Source organism: Bacillus sp. GW821-FHT01G09, assembly GCF_059422205.1.
This window is the reverse complement of record NZ_JBWKWL010000002.1, coordinates 422,351-439,685: the sequence shown is the minus strand read 5'-3', so window position 1 is coordinate 439,685 and position 17,335 is coordinate 422,351. Positions and strand designations below refer to the sequence as shown.

Here is a 17,335-nt window from a genome sequence, read left to right as displayed (position 1 = left end):
TCTTTGGTGTGTATCCTATTTTTTCAAAATGCTTCAAATGGCTCTGTCCGAGCGCTTGCTTTTTTCATATAATATGAGGCAACACCCTTGAATCCACTTGAAAGCATAAAAAAGGAGGGCTTTTTTATGAATGGTGAAATCCGCTTGATCCCGTATGTGACGAATGAGAAGATCATGGATGTAAACGAGCTTCCTGAGGGCATTAAAGTGATTAAGGCGCCAGAAATGTGGGCAAAAGGGGTAAAAGGCAAAAATATTAAAGTTGCTGTATTAGACACGGGCTGCGACACAAGCCACCCTGATTTAAAAAATCAAATCATCGGCGGAAAGAACTTCACGGATGACGACGGCGGCAAGGAAGATGCGATTTCCGACTACAACGGACACGGCACACACGTCGCCGGAACGATTGCAGCTAATGATTCAAACGGAGGCATTGCCGGAGTCGCGCCTGAGGCAAGCCTATTGATTGTGAAGGTTCTTGGCGGCGAGAACGGCAGCGGACAATACGAATGGATAATCAACGGCATCAACTACGCGGTGGAACAGAAAGTCGACATCATCTCAATGTCCCTTGGAGGGCCAAGCGATGTGCCAGAGCTGGAAGAAGCAGTGAAAAACGCAGTCAAAAACGGAGTGCTTGTCGTTTGTGCAGCGGGAAATGAGGGTGACGGCGACGAACGCACAGAAGAGCTTTCCTACCCCGCAGCTTATAACGAAGTCATTGCAGTTGGATCTGTTTCAGTAGCGCGAGAATTATCAGAATTTTCTAACGCGAATAAAGAGATTGACCTTGTGGCTCCAGGAGAAAACATCTTATCTACCCTTCCCAACAAGAAGTACGGTAAGCTGACCGGCACTTCAATGGCTGCCCCTCATGTCAGCGGTGCGCTTGCTTTAATCAAAAGCTATGAAGAAGAATCATTTCAAAGAAAGCTTTCTGAATCTGAGGTTTTCGCACAGCTAATCCGCAGGACACTTCCTCTTGATATTGCAAAAACGCTGGCAGGCAATGGATTCCTGTATTTAACAGCTCCTGATGAGCTCGCAGAAAAAGCAGAGCAATCACATTTGTTGACCCTATAAGATTATTTTTCTTATATAATATACACCACATCATATAAATAAAAATTTCAAATTCTATGTTGACAATGAATTTGAATTACTGTTAAGATTACCAACAAATGATTCAACTTTTCAAAAAATTAATAACATTTTCTCTTATCGAGAGTTGGGCGAGGGATTGGCCTTTTGACCCCAACAGCAACCGACCGTAATACCATTGTGAAATGGGGCGCACTGCTTTTCGCGCCGAGACTGATGTCTCATAAGGCACGGTGCTAATTCCATCAGATTGAATCTGAGAGATGAGAGAGGCAGTGTTTTACGCAGAAAAGCCTCTTTCTCTCATGGGAAAGAGGCTTTTTGTTGTGAGAAAACCTCTTAGCAGCCTGTATCCGCGGGTTAACGAGAGTGTTTTACATATAAAGGAGGAGAAACAATGACAACCATCAAAACATCGAATTTAGGATTTCCGAGAATCGGACTGAACCGGGAATGGAAAAAAGCACTTGAAGCGTATTGGAAAGGCAGTACTGATAAAGATACGTTTTTGAAGCAAATCGACGAACTATTTTTATCCGCAGTAAAAACACAAATTGACCAGCAGATTGATGTTGTGCCTGTTTCTGATTTCACACAGTATGACCATGTACTCGACACAGCAGTCAGCTTCAACTGGATCCCGAAACGTTTCAGACATTTGACTGACGCTACCGATACATACTTCGCTATCGCCCGCGGAATCAAAGACGCCGTATCTAGTGAAATGACAAAATGGTTTAATACAAATTACCATTACATCGTTCCGGAATATGACGAGAGCATTGAGTTCCGTCTGACAAGAAACAAACAACTCGAAGATTATCGCCGGATCAAACAGGAATACGGTGTGGAAACAAAGCCTGTGATTGTCGGCCCTTATACGTTCGTTACGCTTGCTAAAGGCTATGAACCGTCTGAAGCAAAAGCGATCCAAAAACGCCTTGTGCCATTATATGTACAGCTTTTGAAAGAGCTTGAAGAAGAAGGCGTAAAATGGGTTCAAATCGATGAGCCGGCGCTCGTTACCGCCTCTAGTGAAGATGTCCGCGGCGCAAAAGAATTATTTGAAAGCATTACAAGTGAGCTTTCATCCTTGAATGTGCTTTTGCAGACGTATTTTGATTCTGTTGATGCTTATGAAGAGCTGATCTCTTACCCGGTTCAGGGAATTGGCCTTGATTTCGTTCACGACAAAGGCAGAAACCTGGAACAGCTTAAAACACATGGCTTTCCGACAGACAAAGTGCTGGCAGCCGGCGTTATCGACGGACGCAACATTTGGAAAGCGGACCTTGAAGAGCGTCTCGATGCCGTTCTTGATATTCTCAGCATTGCAAAAGTTGATGAACTGTGGATTCAGCCTTCCAGCAGCCTGCTGCATGTTCCAGTAGCGAAACACCCTGATGAGCATTTGGAAAAAGACCTATTGAACGGATTATCCTACGCAAAAGAAAAGCTGGCCGAGCTGACAGCTTTGAAAGAAGGCTTAGTATCAGGAAAAGCGGCGATCAGCGAAGAGATTCAGCAGGCTAAGGCTGATATCCAGGCGCTTAAACAGTTTGCAACAGGCGCCAATTCCGAACAAAAGAAAGAGCTTGAGCAATTAACCGATAAAGACTTCAAGCGCCCGATTCCGTTTGAAGAACGTTTAGCCCTGCAAAATGAATCTCTCGGCCTTCCGCTTTTGCCGACGACAACGATCGGAAGCTTCCCGCAGTCTGCTGAAGTGCGGAGCGCACGCCAAAAATGGCGGAAAGCTGAGTGGTCCGATGAACAGTATCAAAACTTTATCAATGCGGAAACAAAAAGATGGATTGATATTCAGGAAGAATTGGAGCTTGATGTCCTTGTTCACGGCGAATTTGAACGGACAGACATGGTCGAATACTTCGGTGAAAAGCTGGCCGGTTTCGCCTTCACTAAATATGCCTGGGTTCAATCATACGGCTCACGCTGTGTCCGCCCGCCAGTCATTTACGGAGATGTTGAATTTATTGAACCGATGACAGTGAAAGACACAGTCTACGCACAGTCATTGACTTCCAAGCATGTGAAAGGAATGCTGACGGGCCCGGTTACAATCTTAAACTGGTCTTTCCCTCGAAACGACATCTCGAGGAAAGAAATCGCCTTCCAAATCGGGCTTGCCCTTCGCAAAGAAGTTAAAGCGCTTGAAGACGCAGGCATTCAAATCATTCAAGTTGATGAACCAGCGCTGCGCGAAGGCCTTCCATTGAAAACCCGCGATTGGGATGAGTATTTGACTTGGGCGGCAGAAGCATTCAGATTAACCACTTCTTCCGTGAAAAACGAGACACAGATTCATACACATATGTGCTACAGCAACTTCGAAGATATCGTTGATACAATCAATGATCTTGATGCCGATGTGATTACAATCGAACATAGCAGAAGCCACGGAGGATTTTTAGATTACTTAAAAAACCACCCGTATTTGAAAGGGCTTGGCCTTGGTGTATATGACATTCACAGCCCTCGTGTGCCGTCAACTGAAGAAATGTACAATATTATCGTTGATGCGCTTGCCGTCTGTCCGACTGACCGCTTCTGGGTAAATCCGGACTGCGGATTGAAAACAAGACAGCAGGAAGAAACGGTTGCAGCATTGAAAAACATGGTTGAAGCCGCAAAACAGGCAAGAGCACAGCAGACACAGCTAGTATAATTTGAAAAAACCATCTGCATTTGGCAGATGGTTTTTTTCTATAATACAGCCACAATCGGTTTCTTATTTAGCAAATCCCCCAAATACTTTATTTATTTTGCACTTTTTTAAGAATGTTCTTTGCATTCTTTTCGGCTATACTAATAACACTCTATTGACAGGAGGGATTGGGATGAATCATGAAACGTTCTTAAAACGGGCTGTCACTCTCGCATGTGAAGGAGTGAATGCAGGAATCGGCGGGCCTTTTGGAGCCGTTATCGTGAAAGACGGAGCCATTATTGCAGAGGGACAGAACAACGTCACAACAAGCAATGATCCGACTGCCCACGCGGAAGTCACAGCTATTCGGAAAGCCTGTAAGGTGCTAGGAGCATACCAGCTTGATGACTGCATTTTGTATACGAGCTGTGAACCATGCCCAATGTGCTTGGGCGCCATCTACTGGGCCCGGCCTAAAGCCGTTTTCTATGCAGCTGAGCACACAGACGCTGCCGAAGCCGGGTTTGATGATTCATTCATTTATAAAGAAATTGATAAACCTGCTGAAGAAAGAACGATCCCCTTTTATCAAGTGACACTAACAGAGCATTTATCCCCTTTTCAAGCATGGCGGAACTTCGCCAATAAGAAAGAATATTAAAAGGATCAGGCATGCGCGGCCTGGTCCTTGTTATTTCTCCAAGTAGCGCTATGCCCTGTGCAAATACAAAACAGCCATCATGCGCGCCGGAATTCAGCTTGGCAGACACCGAGCCAGCCGCCCCCTTCATCTGTAACTTTTGCAGGCTTTAAACGCTGTGATCGCTTCTCTGACGTTTTATCAATTTCTGTGCCCACTCCTACCCCGTTCCGCGTCAATTCATAATGGATATAAGTCTGAATCCATTTATAAGAAATGTTTCAGACCTCGAAAAAATCACACCCGCTCCGACACCAAAAAACATCCTGAGAACCCTCAGGATGCCGGTCATTATTTTAATTCTAGTTTTACATCAACATTTCCTCTGGTTGCCTTTGAATAAGGACAGAATTCATGAGCGGCGTTGACAAGCTCTTGTGCCTTTTCCCGATCTAAATCTTTCGTGTTCACAACAAGTGTGACACCGATTTTAAACCCGCCGTCGCTCTCATCCTTCATGAGGCTGACCTGCCCTTCAATCTCCGAATCAATTTCGATATTCTGCTCTTTGGCTACGTGTTCGAGCGCGCCGCCAAAGCATGCAGCATACCCTGCCGCAAAGAGCTGTTCCGGATTTGTGCCGGTTTGTCCTTCTTTTTTGGCATTTGGCATGACAATATCAAAATCAAGAACACCATCATCTGATGTAATATGTCCTGCCCGTCCGCCTCGCGCGGTTACTTTTGCTGTAAATAATGCCATATTTTCCAACCCCCTTATTTGTATCTAGTTGTTATATTTCCCTTTCTGATCTTTTTAAACATGCTATGTTTGCCGAGAATAGGAAAAGTGAAGTTTTTCAGATACAATAGAATCGAATGACAAAAAGAGTTGGTGAACAAAATGGAAAATCAATTTGATCATATGAAATTGGAGAATCAGCTTTGTTTTTTGCTATATGCGAGTTCGCGGGAAATGACAAAGCAATACAAGCCTCTGCTTGATAAGCTGAATATAACATACCCTCAATATTTGGCTTTGCTTTTGTTATGGGAACATGAAACGCTTACTGTCAAAAAAATGGGCGAACAGCTGTATTTAGATTCAGGGACGCTCACTCCGATGCTTAAACGAATGGAACAACAGGGTTTGATTACGAGAAAAAGATCTGAAGAGGATGAGCGATCCGTGTTGATCAGCCTGACAGAGGACGGAGCGTTATTAAAAGAAAAAGCGGTTGACATTCCAGAGACAATTCTGGGGCTCTCAAAGCAGTCTGGGGAGGATCTCAAACAGTTAAAATCCGCTCTATATACATTGCTGGAAACACTTCATCAAAAAAATTGAGGATGCCTTGTACAGGCATCCTCTTTTTATTTATTCAGCAACTTCAAGTGTCACATCAATATTTCCGGAGGTTGCTTTTGAATACGGGCAGACGCCGTGCGCTTTTTTCACAAGCGCCTCCAATTCTGATGCACTGACTCCTTCTCCTTTTACTTGCAGCGTCACACCAAGCTTGTAGCCCTGGTCCGCTTCATCCTTTAACAGGCTTACATTCGCTGTAACCTCTGTCTCTACTTTTACTCGTTCTGTTCTTGCGACAAGCTGCAGGGCGCTGTCAAAGCAAGCTGCATAACCTGCTGCAAACAGCTGCTCTGGATTTGTCGCTTTTTCTAATTTCTTGGCTCTCGGTGTCCCCGGCATTGCGACATCAAGCTCAAGAACGCGGTCTGATGAAATGACCTTTCCTTCTCTTCCTCCTACCGCTGAAACAGTTGCTGTAAATAATGGCTGACTCATTTTTCATTCCCCCAATATATTTTATACAATTAAATTGTACACAATTAATTTTGGTATGTCAATTTTTCACGTATAAAAAAGCTTATCTCATTACGAGATAAGCTTTTTCATTGAACATTGCCCCGCTATTCACGGATTTGCCCAGTTCCTTTAATGATGTATTTTGTAGAAGTCAGTGCAGGAAGCCCCATCGGTCCTCTTGCATGAAGCTTTTGCGTGCTGATGCCGATTTCGGCTCCGTAGCCGAATTCAAAGCCGTCGGTAAAGCGGGTTGACGCGTTATGATAGACAGCGGCAGCATCGACAGCCGTTTGAAAATATGCCGCGTTTTTGTCATTTTCAGTTAAAATCGCTTCAGAATGATTGGTGCCGTATTGTTGGATATGCTTTACAGCTTCTCGGACGTTTTCAACCGTCTTTACGCTGAGGACAGGCGCTAAAAATTCGGTTTCCCAATCTTCTTTTGATGCTTGTTTGCTTGAAGGATGAAGTTCACATACCAATTCATCACCGCGAATTTCAACTCCCGCGTTTTCCAGCTGGTCCAGCAATTCTTTCCCGTGCTGTCTCGCCCAAGCCTTGTGAATCAGCAATGATTCAATCGCGTTGCATACAGAAGGGCGCTGCGTTTTGGCATTTACAACAACCTTTTCTGCCATTTGCGGTTTGGCTGTTTCGTCAATGAATATGTGGCAGTTTCCTGCTCCCGTTTCTAGTACAGGAACTGTTGATTCTCTCACAACGAGATCAATCAGTTTCTTGCCTCCGCGCGGAATCAATACGTCTAAACCATCATTTAACGTAAAGAGCTCTTTTGCTGTCTCTCTGCTCGTATCCTCAATCAGCTGCACAGCGTGAATCGGAAGCGCTGATTGCTCAAGTGCTCTGTGAATGACACTGACGAGCGCTTTGTTGCTATGGATGGCTGAGGAGCTTCCCCGCAGAACAACCGCGTTCCCTGTCTTCAGGCAAAGGGTAGCTGCATCAACTGTGACGTTTGGCCTCGCCTCATAAATCATTCCTACGACACCGAGCGGCACACGGATTTTTTCAATAAACAGGCCGTTTTCTTTTTCAATCGTTTCAAGAGAGTCGCCGACCGGGTCCGCTAAGTCGATTAAGAGCTCCACCGCGTCCGCGATATCGCGTATCCGTTTCTCATCCAATGTGAGACGGTCAATGATGTCCGGTGTTAAACCATTCTCTTTTCCGTTCTCAATGTCTTTTGCATTCTCCGCCAAGAGAAAATCAAGTTCTTTGCGAAGTCCGTTTGCAATGAGGCTGAGCGCCTCATCCTTCTCGGCTGTTGTTTTCATGATCATTTCGGCTGCTGCTTCTTTCGCCAGCTTCGCTTTTACAGAAACTTCACTCATTTTTCCGCCTCCTAGTCGTTTACATTGACCCAGTCATTCCTATGAATAACCTCAAACGTTTTCTCAAAATCAAGTTCGTCACTGCGTTTGCCTTTGGCTTCCATAATCTCCTCAGAGGAGTAATGGGTTTGGCCTTTGCCGATCACGCCGCCCGGTCCCCTGACTTCCACAACCGCCCCTTTCGGAAAGCTTCCGTTCACACCCACAACGCCAGCGGGCAAAAGGCTGCTTCCATTATGGATCATCGCCTCCTCGGCACCCGCATCAATGATAATTTCTCCCGATATCGGCGAGTGGAACTGAATCCACTGCCTTGTGTTGTTAACCGAAGATAGTTCTTTGTCTCCGATATAAGTGCCGTCTCCCCTGCCGTCCAAAATGTCCGCAAGTTTTTGCTCTCCGCTGCCAGTTCCAATGAATACTTTCACTCCCAGAGACAGCGCGGTTTGTGCGGCTAACAGCTTTGATTTCATTCCGCCGGTTCCGACCTTTGATCCGGCTGAACCTGCATATCCAAGCAATTCAGGCGTGATCTCCGGCAAATAATCAAATCGTTTCGCCTCAGGATTTTCATTTGGATTGGCATCATACAGTCCGTTAATGTCGGTGAGAATCATGAGCTGGTCCGCGTGAATCAATCCGCTGACTAACGCAGAAAGCATATCATTATCTCCGAATGTCAATTCTTCAACAGATGTAGAATCGTTCTCGTTGATAATCGGAATGACGCCGCGTTCCAATAATTCCATTATCGTAGCATACGCGTTTCGATACCGTTCTCTTTTCGAAAAATCATTTCTCGTTAAAAGGATTTGTCCCGGAGTCAGTGAGTATTGTTTAAATTGATTCATATATTGCTGCATTAACAGTGTTTGTCCGACCGCGGCCGCCGCCTGTTTTCCTTTGATGGTAACGGGACGGGACGGATAACCGAGGCTGGAAAACCCCGCCGCTACGGCACCCGAGGTAATCAGAATCATTTCATGCCCCGCTTTTTTTAACACGGAAATCGCCTGAACATGCTCTCTGATTTTTGCCTCATCAATGCTTCCTTTGCTATTTGTGAGCGAACTGCTTCCTATTTTCACTACTATTCTTTGTTTTTTCATTTATTCTCCTCCGCGGCTCTTCTACAATAAAAAAACCCATTTCATCCTGATTCATAAGGACGAAATGGGTTTCCGTGGTACCACCTTGATTGAACGCGCTTTTGCACGCTCCGCTCTCCTGTAACGCCAGGTTATGCGCCTAGGTTTTCCCCCTAGGACTCCAAGGCAGGTTCGGCAGGTTTCATGCGGCAAAATGTTTCAGCGATTCATTTTGCTCTCTGTCACAGAAAGATCTGCTTACTAATCCTCTTCAACGCTCAATGATTTTTTTATATTATGCAAAGAAAAAAGACACTTGTCAAGGTTTTTTGTCATCAAAAATAGCCCGCTTTGCGCGGGCCTCTTTCAGTCTAGTTAAAGACGATTGTTTTATTTTCATGAACGATGACACGGTCTTCCAAATGCCATTTCACAGCACGGGCAAGCACGCTGCGTTCAATTGTTCTTCCGATGTTTTTCAGCGCTTCCGCATTATCGCGGTGGTCCACGCGCTCAATATCCTGTTCAATGATCGGCCCTTCATCAAGATCGTTTGTCACATAGTGAGATGTCGCACCGATCAGTTTCACGCCGCGCTCGTAAGCCCGTTTGTACGGATTCGCACCGATAAAAGCAGGCAGGAATGAATGGTGGATATTGATGATGCGATTCGGATGAGCCGAAACAAAATCAGGAGTTAGAATCTGCATATAGCGTGCAAGCACGATGACATCAACATCGTACTGCTCCAGCAGTTCAAGCTGCTTCTTTTCGACTTCCGCTCTGATGTCTTTGTTCGCTTTCATATAGTGGAATGGAATGTTCAGGCGCTCAACCAGCTCTCTCGCTTCCTCATGGTTACTGATGACAACAGCGATCTCCGCCATCAGGTTGCCGGTTTGCCATTCCCAAATCAGCTCATGCAGGCAATGAAGCTCCTTTGAAACAAAAATGGCGACACGCTTCAATTCACTTGCCAAAGTTAAGCTCCATGTCATGTCGAATTTTTCCGCTACAGAGGCAAACGCCGCCTGAAGAGATGCTTTTTTCTCACGAATGCCCGCGCAGTCGAATTCGATTCTCAGGAAGAACCGGCCGCCTTCAGGGTCTGTCGTATATTGATTTGATTCTATAATATTGGCACCGTGTTCAAATAAAAATGCGGAAACTGCAGAGACGATACCCGGCTGATCGGGGCAGCTGACCAAGAGCCGCCCTTTATCCTCATTTCCGTCACGGTATTCGTCCAACCGCTGAGTCATATATGATTTCATGAATAATCCCTCTTATCTTTGTAAGTCTAAACTATTTATCCATTATACTGAAGATTTGATAAAAATCAATTTATGACAGAATTTTTAAACCAACCGCTGAGCATAAAATCAACGCGATAAAGAAGATCCGTTTGGCGTCTTTCTGCTCCTTGTAAAAGAGGATGCCGACAAGCGCCCCGCCGGCGGTGCCAATTCCTGTCCAGACCGCGTAAGCCGTTCCCATCGGAATGGTTTCCATTGCGTACGACAGCAAGGAAAATGAAGCGGCAAAACCAACAATGATCAACAGCACCCATTTCACGCTTTTTTCTTTCGCATATTGATTCATAAGGGCCACGCCGGCCATTTCTAAACAGCCCGCGCACAGTAAACTGATCCAGTGCAGCATTATGCCTCGCCTCCTTTTTCCTCTGTCTCATCCTGTGTCACAAGCTTCAACCCGATTACACCGATTAAGAGCACGCCAATTAACAATAGCTTCGGCCATCCAATCGGTTCATGAAACAGAACGATTTCACTAAGTACTGTTCCCGCTGTGCCGAGTCCGGTAAAGACGGCATACACGGTACCAACAGGCAGACTGTGAGTCGCCTTTATTAGAAGGTAAAAGCTGAATATGATGCCGATGGCAGTGCCGCTCCATGTTAAGGCTGAGTCAGCGTGCTTTAAGCCTATCACCCAAACAACCTCGAAAACAGCGGCAAGCACGACCAATCCCCATTTCATTTTGAGTCATTCCTTTCTATCTATTAGGATTCTCCGAAAACAAAAAAACCCCGGACAGTCGTCTCACATGAGATTGACTCTCCCGGGCTTTTTTCCCTCCGTGTGCATACGCGCTTCTATTTACGCGTATGTGTTTTCTCTCGGACCAGTCCATGTCAATTGACATGCGGAACCCTAGAAAACTTTACATGATATCATGATACTAAACTCAGCTCTATCTTTCAATTGTAAGATTTTCTTTCATATACCGCGATCTGTTTATTCCATTTTCTGATCGTTTTGCTGTAATGCATGCCGATTTTCTCCGCTACCCGTATGGACGCTTTGTTACCCGGATCAATCAAAGCCGCCATTTTGCCGAACTGCCGCTCGTTAAAGCCATAGTCCAGACAGGCCCGAGCCGCTTCTTGCGCATAGCCGTTCCCCCAGTGGCGGCGGGCAAACATATAGCCAATTTCCATTACGGTTTGATTTTCGATCTGCTGGGGAACGATGCCGCATTGCCCCAAAAACTCCCCTGTCCGCTTATCTTCGGCGATCCACAGACTAACGCCGTACCCTTTTTCATTTCGTTGGTTCCAATTGACCCACTCGCGGGTTTGCCTCTTATCTTTTAAACCGGAATAATATTTCATGACGTCAGGATCATTAAAAAGCAGCCCAAACAAAGTGGCTTGATCCCGATCTTCCATACAGCGCAAACGAATTCGATCAGTCACAAGCTTCGTTTTAGCGTTCATACTTCGCCACATCCTGCTTCCATTCTTTTTTGAGAGCTTCAATATGTGCCTGATGATAGCGGTTATGATCTGCCATATGCCAAATTCCCCATCGTATCGTCGCGGTGTCACCTTCGAAAGAAAGCGGCTGGTTCAAAGCATTTTCAGTTAAAGTGAAGCATACCGATTTCAGCTCGTCTACTACATGCTGATGTCTTTTCAGGAGTTCATCTAAGTCTGGCTGATTCACCGGTTCAGGCAGCCGTCCGCTTTCATCTGTCATCGGGCCGTATGCCTGTTCAATATGGTTCGGTATCCGATTTTCCTTGATACGCCAGACCCATCTGATATCAACATTTGTGATATGGTGCAAAAGCTGAGCCGTGCTGTTTTTTGTTTGGCAGCGCCCCTTATAGTAAAGTTCACTGTGTGTCATATGGCTTACGATAGAAGCCAGACGGAGACTGTTTTCTTCCACTGCGGAATACAGCAGACTGACCGTTGGCGCCATGTCGTTTCTTATGGATAAGTCCTTCATGTTCAGTTCCCCTCCTAACTAGGTACATTTGACACCAAACAAAAATCCCCTTTAAAAAAGAAAAAAGCTCTCATTACAAGAGAGAGCCATCTTAGTTGTTATTTCCCGGTTTATATAAGTAAGGATCATGCTGCGGGTCATTAGAGGTATTTAAATCAAGGGATATATCACCACGCGCATTCATCGTGCCTAAGGTGATCGAAGACAGCAGTTTGGGGCTGTACCCTTTTTCCTCAAGCTTCTCAAACAGCCAGGATCGGTTTTTTTGGAGATATTTCAAATTATGATCAAGGATTTCGCCATCCAGTATGAGCGGAATCGGGATAAAATTCCGTTCAGCTTCCATATTCAAATCCCGCACCTGCACCGCTCTCGCTTCCTCTTTCGGGATGACGCTTACTTCTCCCGTTTCTTCAATGATAGCAAGATCAATGTCAGCCGGGTCGGCATAGCCCTTTTCCCTCAGCTTTCCGAGCAGTTCATTAACAGTCAGCCTTTCTTTACGAAGGCCGCGTTCATCAATATCCCCGTTTCGGATTAGGACAGTCGGGCTCACGACTAGGAGCCATCGCCATTTATTAGATAAAGAGAGCTTGCTCATGATAAGATAAAGCACCAAAAAAGCACCCGCATAATAAATTGACATCGGCAGCTTGGATGTAAGGATCGGCTCACTGATAATAGTTCCGATTGCGAAGGTCAAAAGCAGATCAAAATTGTTCATTTGTGACACAGCTTTTTTACCGGCAAGCCGAAATAAAATATATGCAATCGAAAATACGATAACTGGCTTCAGTAAAAATACCCATATCATCCATAACACCGATCTTTACCTCCATCCGCTGGTCATATTGAGCCTATTGTGCCCCTTGGCAGGCCCTCTATGCATCAGTGTCTAAATAGGCGAACGTGCACATCGCCTGAACATAACATAATAGAAAGTGACACCGATTGGAGGCGCAATACGCAATATGAAAAATCAGAAGTCGAATACCCTTTGGCCCTTTGATCTGCCATTGGCTCCCCAACCCGCGGGCTACCAGCAGCAAACAATCGACAGGCTGGCCGGTTTGGAGCTAAGGATGGAGCAACTAATTAGAGCGATTGAGGTAAACAATGAATTGCTGAGAACAATGCAAGAACAGCAAAACCGTGTATGCACAAATGGCGGCGGGTCTGTGATTGTCCGGATGTAGAAACCGGCGTTTGTCTACCTTCTTATATCTCAATAAAAAACTCTTCTCTGAAAGGAGAAGAGTTTCATGTATGTGTTCAAACGGACTGCGCCAAACTTAATTGCGGACCGAATAGCTCGTAATGGATAGACTCCGGCGCTGATCCGAGTTCTGATACAAGCTTATGCATTGCCGTAATAAACGACGGTGAACCGCAAATATAGTAATCCGCATCTGTGTTGGCAATCAGTTCTTTGAGGAATTGCTGATCAATCTGTCCTTCATGAAAATGCAGATCACCTGCACGGTCTTCCTCGGTCGGCTCGCGATACACAAATGCTGTTTTAACAGCAGAATGTTTTGCTGCTTCTTCTACCTCATGGCGCAATGCATGATATTCACTGTTTTTCGCCGCATGAATGAACAGAATTTGCCGTTCAGGCCGTTTGGAAACAGATGTTTTCAGCATGCTGATCATTGGTGTAATGCCAACTCCGGCACTGATCAAAACGAGATCTTTTTGTGATGCAGGATCTAAAATAAAGTCCCCTGCCGGTGCGCTGATCTCTATTGAATCTCCCTCCTGCAGCCCATCGTGTAAGTAGGAAGACACGACACCATCCTTCTTCACGGAAATTCGATAATAGTCTTTTCCCGGCATATCAGACAGGCTGTACTGGCGGATATGCGTATATTCAGAATCAGGAATCCGAACTTTGATGCTGATATATTGCCCTGCTTGGAATTCAGGTAACGGCTTGCCGTCTTCCGTTTTCAAATAGAAGGATGTAATTTCTTTGCTTTCCCGCTCTTTTTTTGCGATAACGAATGGCTTATACTCTTTCCAGCCGCCGGCTTGCTCTTCCGCCTGTTCATACATGTCTTTTTCAATTCCGATGAACGCGTCAGCAATGACTCCGTACGCTTTCTCCCATGCCTGCATAATGTCAGGGGTTGCAGCGTCTCCCAATACATCTTTAATCGCAATCAGCAAATATTTACCGACGATTGGGTAGTGCTCAGGCTTAATTCCGATACTGCGGTGCTTGTGGCCGATTTGTTTGACAACCGGAATGATGTTTCCTAATTGGTCAATGTTTGCCGCAGCTGCAATAACGGCATTTGCCAGTGCAGTTCGCTGTGTTTTTTTCTTTTGGTTTGTTTGATTAAAAATGTTCAAAAGCTCTGGATGGTCTTGAAACATCCGATCGTAAAAACGGCCAGTGATTGTTTCTCCATGCTGTTGCAATACGGGTACAGTGCTTTTAATAATTTCGATTGTTTTGTTATCTAACATTGTATAAACAATCCTTTCGAAAAGATGTATTTAGAATATATCTTTAAAATACATGATCTTAGGAATAAAAGATATATCTAAAATGAATCTTTAATAAAGTTGTCACAAAATTATCAATTTAACATGACATTTGTTACTTTTTTATAGAATCCCCTAGCAAAAACGGACTAACCATTGTAATAATCACCATTGATAAGTACAAAAAAAAACCCAAAACAACTTATGTTTTGGGTTTAACGTCACCAAGGTTTATCAGTTCCGAGCGCATTTGCAAGCGCCTGGCTGTGTTTCTTGCGGTTCTTTCGTTCATTAGCGCGCTGTACTGCTGTATTATGAAGCATGATTTCTTCTTCTGTTTCCGGTACAACTCTCGGTACAGGCACCGGCTTGCCATTTGAATCTAATGCGACAAATGTCAAAAAGGATGTGGCAGCGAGTTCCCGTTCGCCAGTCATCAAATGCTCCTTAATGACTTTCACAAATACTTCCATAGAAGATGTGCCGACCCATGTCACATATGACTCTAGGCAGACAGAATCCTTTTGCCCGATCGGCTTTAAAAAATCTACAGAATCCATTGAAGCCGTTACGGTTTCACGTCTGCAATGGCGCGCCGCGGAAATAGAGGCAATGTCATCGATGTAGCTCATTAATTTTCCGCCAAACAGCGTATTATGGTTGTTCGTGTCAAGCGGGAACACCCTGCTGGTTTTTACAACCTTTGACTCTTTACAAAATCTTGTTTCCGGTGTTTCCATACCTTTCTCCCCTTTGATGTCTGATCTTTTAGCTAAATGCACTTATATTCTCCTATTAAACAATATTCTCTTCCATTTGTCTAAAATTTAAAATGGTTTAATGATTTTCATGATGAGGGAATAATAAATGTATTCTTCACACTTTAGGAGGAAAAACAAATGGACGTATCCATCCCGAAATCTCAGCACAAAACAGTATGCCGAACGGAATACGGCACACTTCAGAAAGTGATCTTATGCAAACCTGAGCACATGACCATAAAAGATGTTATAAACGAAACACAAAAACATTTTGAAGATGACAATATTCATGTAAAAACCGCCAACGACCAGCACAGCCGTTTAGTGGAGGCACTTAGGTCACACAACGTTGAGGTCGTCCTTTTGCCCGTTCGCGACGGACTCCCAGAACAGGTTTTCACTAGGGATATAGGGTTTGTCATCGGAGAAAAAGCGTTCCTATCGAGCATGACTGAACCGATTCGCCAAGGAGAAGAAGCCGTTATAAAAGATTTTTTTCACAGCCAAGGTATCTCTTACACCCGCATGCTTGATACGAGTATTGAAGGCGGAGACGTCATTATCGATGATGACATTGTCTATGTTGGAATCAGCCAGCGCACCGACATTTCAGCTATCGGCCAGCTGGAAGAGGCACTTCCTGAAAACACGATCGTTCCAGTGAAGCTGCATGAAAAATTTTTGCATTTGGACTGCGTATTTAACATTGTATCTGAAAGCGAAGCGTTAATTTATCCACAAGCCATTGAGCCAAAGGCAGCCGATATGCTGGCAAAACGTTATGATCTTATTGAGGTGCCCGAGGACGAACAATTTACGCTTGGCACCAACGTCCTTTCAATCGGAAAAAAAACGATCATCAGTCTCCCTGGCAACCGCCATGTCAATCAACAGCTATCGAAAAGAGGCTATCACATTATCGAAATTGACCTGTCAGAAATTATTAAATCGGGCGGCTCCTTCAGGTGCTGCACAATGCCGCTGATTCGAGGCGATTGAAGAATCTTCCCCTTTTTCATGTTTTGAACAGCTTATTTTAGCAAGATACGTTAATATAGAGGTGACATCATTTTTAAGGGGGAAATCGCATGACAAAATACATAGGATATGTGGGAACATATACAAAAGGCGGAAGCGAAGGAATTTATTCATTTGAGCTTGATACTGAGAAAAAAGCACTGAGCGAGCCAAAGCTGGCCGCTAAGCTGGGCAACCCGACATATGTGGCGCCGAATAAAAACAACACCATCCTTTACTCCATCGAAAAAGCAGACGGCCAAGGCGGAGTTGCTGCCTATCAAATCGATAAAAACAGCGGCGAATTGACATTTCTGAATCATCAGTTAATTGATGGCCCTTCGCCATGCCACGTAAGCGTTGATGATCAAAATCAATTCGTACTGACTGCCAATTATCACAGCGGGAAGGTACACGTTTTTCCGGTTCAGGAAGACGGCAGTTTGCAATCACCTGTTTCAGAGGCCGCTCACACAGGAAAAGGGCCGCACGAAAGACAAGAAAAACCGCATACACACTACGCGGGGTTCACACCTGAACACAATTATGTGGTAGCGGTTGATTTAGGTATAGATAAGTTGTACACCTATAAGCTGAAAGACGGCGTATTGACTGAATCTGGAAGCCACTCCTTCGCTCCCGGTGCAGGACCTCGCCATATCGCTTTTCATCCGAAAGAAAAATACGCTTATGTCATGACAGAATTAAGCAATGAAGTGATTGCGCTTGAATACAACCCGACAGCCGGCGAATTTAGAGAAATCCAAGTTGTTTCTGCCATACCTGATGATTTTACAGATAACAGCCAGGGAAGCGCAATTCATGTCACGCAGGACGGACGTTTTGTTTATGTCGCAAACCGCGGCCATGACAGTATCGCCGTATTTGAAGTGAATCAATATTCAGGAGAGCTGGCTTTCGTAGAAAGAGTGTCGACAGAAGGAAACTGGCCTCGTGACTTTGTATTTGACCCAACGGAAGGGTTCCTCGTTGCTTCAAATGAAGAAACAGGCAACCTTGTCTTGTTTGAAAGAGACAAAGAAACCGGCCGATTGACACTCCTCCCATCAACGGTTTCTGTCCCTTACCCGGTTTGTGTAAAGTTTTTACATCAAATATAAACAAATAGAGTGG

The 17,335-nt window shown here is 44.8% G+C and carries 19 protein-coding genes, 2 riboswitches and 1 other annotated feature; of the genes, 7 read left to right on the top strand and 12 right to left on the bottom strand.

Going from position 1 to position 17,335, the window contains the following annotated elements; genetic code table 11:
* The first annotated feature begins 126 nt into the window (after nt 1-126).
* The 3 genes from isp to guaD all read left to right on the top strand — a co-directional run bounded on the left by isp (nt 127) and on the right by guaD (nt 4,433).
* The gene (gene isp, locus AC07VD_RS07735) at nt 127-1,086 is read left to right on the top strand and encodes a serine protease Isp (protein ID WP_029946400.1); all 960 of its coding nucleotides are present in this window, start codon (nt 127-129) and stop codon (nt 1,084-1,086) included.
* A gap of 132 nt (nt 1,087-1,218) precedes the next feature.
* Nucleotides 1,219-1,374: riboswitch (SAM riboswitch) on the top strand.
* Between the two features lie 127 nt (nt 1,375-1,501).
* On the top strand, nt 1,502-3,790 hold the full coding sequence (gene metE, locus AC07VD_RS07730; protein ID WP_003232565.1) for a 5-methyltetrahydropteroyltriglutamate--homocysteine S-methyltransferase: 2,289 nt from the start codon (nt 1,502-1,504) through the stop codon (nt 3,788-3,790).
* 172 nt (nt 3,791-3,962) lie between these two features.
* Nucleotides 3,963-4,433: a guanine deaminase gene (gene guaD, locus AC07VD_RS07725; protein WP_003245084.1), complete on the top strand. Its 471-nt coding sequence runs from the start codon at nt 3,963-3,965 to the stop codon at nt 4,431-4,433.
* A gap of 330 nt (nt 4,434-4,763) precedes the next feature.
* Here the strand turns inward: guaD and ohrB are convergent, their stop codons facing one another.
* Nucleotides 4,764-5,174 (bottom strand): organic hydroperoxide resistance protein OhrB, encoded by a 411-nt coding sequence (gene ohrB / locus AC07VD_RS07720; RefSeq protein WP_003232570.1) that lies wholly within the window; start codon nt 5,172-5,174, stop codon nt 4,764-4,766.
* Between the two features lie 141 nt (nt 5,175-5,315).
* On the opposite strand from ohrB, the gene ohrR reads away from it, so the two are divergent.
* On the top strand, nt 5,316-5,759 hold the full coding sequence (gene ohrR / locus AC07VD_RS07715) for an organic hydroperoxide resistance transcriptional regulator OhrR (protein WP_160831821.1): 444 nt from the start codon (nt 5,316-5,318) through the stop codon (nt 5,757-5,759).
* A 30-nt stretch (nt 5,760-5,789) separates the two neighbouring features.
* Here ohrR and AC07VD_RS07710 read toward each other — a convergent pair whose 3' ends face one another.
* From AC07VD_RS07710 to AC07VD_RS07670, 9 genes are all read right to left on the bottom strand, one after another.
* The gene (locus AC07VD_RS07710) at nt 5,790-6,215 is read right to left on the bottom strand and encodes an organic hydroperoxide resistance protein (RefSeq protein WP_003232574.1); all 426 of its coding nucleotides are present in this window, start codon (nt 6,213-6,215) and stop codon (nt 5,790-5,792) included.
* A 125-nt stretch (nt 6,216-6,340) separates the two neighbouring features.
* Nucleotides 6,341-7,588 (bottom strand): glutamate-5-semialdehyde dehydrogenase, encoded by a 1,248-nt coding sequence (proA, locus tag AC07VD_RS07705; RefSeq protein ID WP_017695097.1) that lies wholly within the window; start codon nt 7,586-7,588, stop codon nt 6,341-6,343.
* Nucleotides 7,589-7,599: 11 nt separating this feature from the next.
* Nucleotides 7,600-8,697, bottom strand: coding sequence for a glutamate 5-kinase (proB, locus tag AC07VD_RS07700; RefSeq protein WP_017695098.1), 1,098 nt, complete (start codon nt 8,695-8,697; stop codon nt 7,600-7,602).
* Between the two features lie 52 nt (nt 8,698-8,749).
* Nucleotides 8,750-8,960, bottom strand: a binding site (T-box leader).
* 87 nt (nt 8,961-9,047) lie between these two features.
* Entirely contained in the window at nt 9,048-9,950 is a 903-nt protein-coding gene (gene purU, locus AC07VD_RS07695; RefSeq protein WP_041056054.1) for a formyltetrahydrofolate deformylase, read from the bottom strand.
* Between the two features lie 70 nt (nt 9,951-10,020).
* Nucleotides 10,021-10,338, bottom strand: coding sequence for a multidrug efflux SMR transporter subunit YkkD (gene ykkD / locus AC07VD_RS07690; RefSeq protein ID WP_014476583.1), 318 nt, complete (start codon nt 10,336-10,338; stop codon nt 10,021-10,023).
* Nucleotides 10,338-10,676, bottom strand: coding sequence for a multidrug efflux SMR transporter subunit YkkC (gene ykkC, locus AC07VD_RS07685; protein WP_024572769.1), 339 nt, complete (start codon nt 10,674-10,676; stop codon nt 10,338-10,340). The genes ykkD and ykkC overlap by 1 nt, the downstream gene beginning before the upstream one ends.
* Nucleotides 10,677-10,753: 77 nt before the next feature.
* Nucleotides 10,754-10,865: riboswitch (guanidine-I (ykkC/yxkD leader) on the bottom strand.
* Nucleotides 10,866-10,897: 32 nt separating this feature from the next.
* Nucleotides 10,898-11,416: a GNAT family N-acetyltransferase gene (locus tag AC07VD_RS07680; protein WP_494721677.1), complete on the bottom strand. Its 519-nt coding sequence runs from the start codon at nt 11,414-11,416 to the stop codon at nt 10,898-10,900.
* A complete protein-coding gene (locus tag AC07VD_RS07675; RefSeq protein WP_086343750.1) occupies nt 11,406-11,933 on the bottom strand; it encodes a DinB family protein in 528 nt (175 codons plus the stop codon). The genes AC07VD_RS07680 and AC07VD_RS07675 overlap by 11 nt, the downstream gene beginning before the upstream one ends.
* A 91-nt stretch (nt 11,934-12,024) precedes the next feature.
* Nucleotides 12,025-12,756 (bottom strand): DUF421 domain-containing protein, encoded by a 732-nt coding sequence (locus AC07VD_RS07670; RefSeq protein WP_017695102.1) that lies wholly within the window; start codon nt 12,754-12,756, stop codon nt 12,025-12,027.
* Between the two features lie 148 nt (nt 12,757-12,904).
* Here AC07VD_RS07670 and AC07VD_RS07665 point away from each other — a divergent pair, with 148 nt between their 5' ends.
* Nucleotides 12,905-13,129, top strand: coding sequence for a hypothetical protein (locus tag AC07VD_RS07665; protein ID WP_029946312.1), 225 nt, complete (start codon nt 12,905-12,907; stop codon nt 13,127-13,129).
* A gap of 76 nt (nt 13,130-13,205) precedes the next feature.
* On the opposite strand, the gene hmpA is transcribed toward AC07VD_RS07665, so the two are convergent.
* Nucleotides 13,206-14,417: an NO-inducible flavohemoprotein gene (gene hmpA / locus AC07VD_RS07660; protein WP_354666318.1), complete on the bottom strand. Its 1,212-nt coding sequence runs from the start codon at nt 14,415-14,417 to the stop codon at nt 13,206-13,208.
* A 227-nt stretch (nt 14,418-14,644) separates the two neighbouring features.
* Nucleotides 14,645-15,163, bottom strand: coding sequence for an acyl-CoA thioesterase (locus AC07VD_RS07655; RefSeq protein ID WP_003232595.1), 519 nt, complete (start codon nt 15,161-15,163; stop codon nt 14,645-14,647).
* Between the two features lie 159 nt (nt 15,164-15,322).
* Between AC07VD_RS07655 and AC07VD_RS07650 the strand changes: the two genes are divergently transcribed.
* Both AC07VD_RS07650 and pgl read left to right on the top strand, forming a co-directional pair.
* Entirely contained in the window at nt 15,323-16,183 is an 861-nt protein-coding gene (locus AC07VD_RS07650; RefSeq protein ID WP_160831824.1) for a dimethylarginine dimethylaminohydrolase family protein, read from the top strand.
* A gap of 89 nt (nt 16,184-16,272) precedes the next feature.
* Nucleotides 16,273-17,322 (top strand): 6-phosphogluconolactonase, encoded by a 1,050-nt coding sequence (pgl, locus tag AC07VD_RS07645; protein WP_494721676.1) that lies wholly within the window; start codon nt 16,273-16,275, stop codon nt 17,320-17,322.
* Nucleotides 17,323-17,335: the final 13 nt, after the last annotated feature.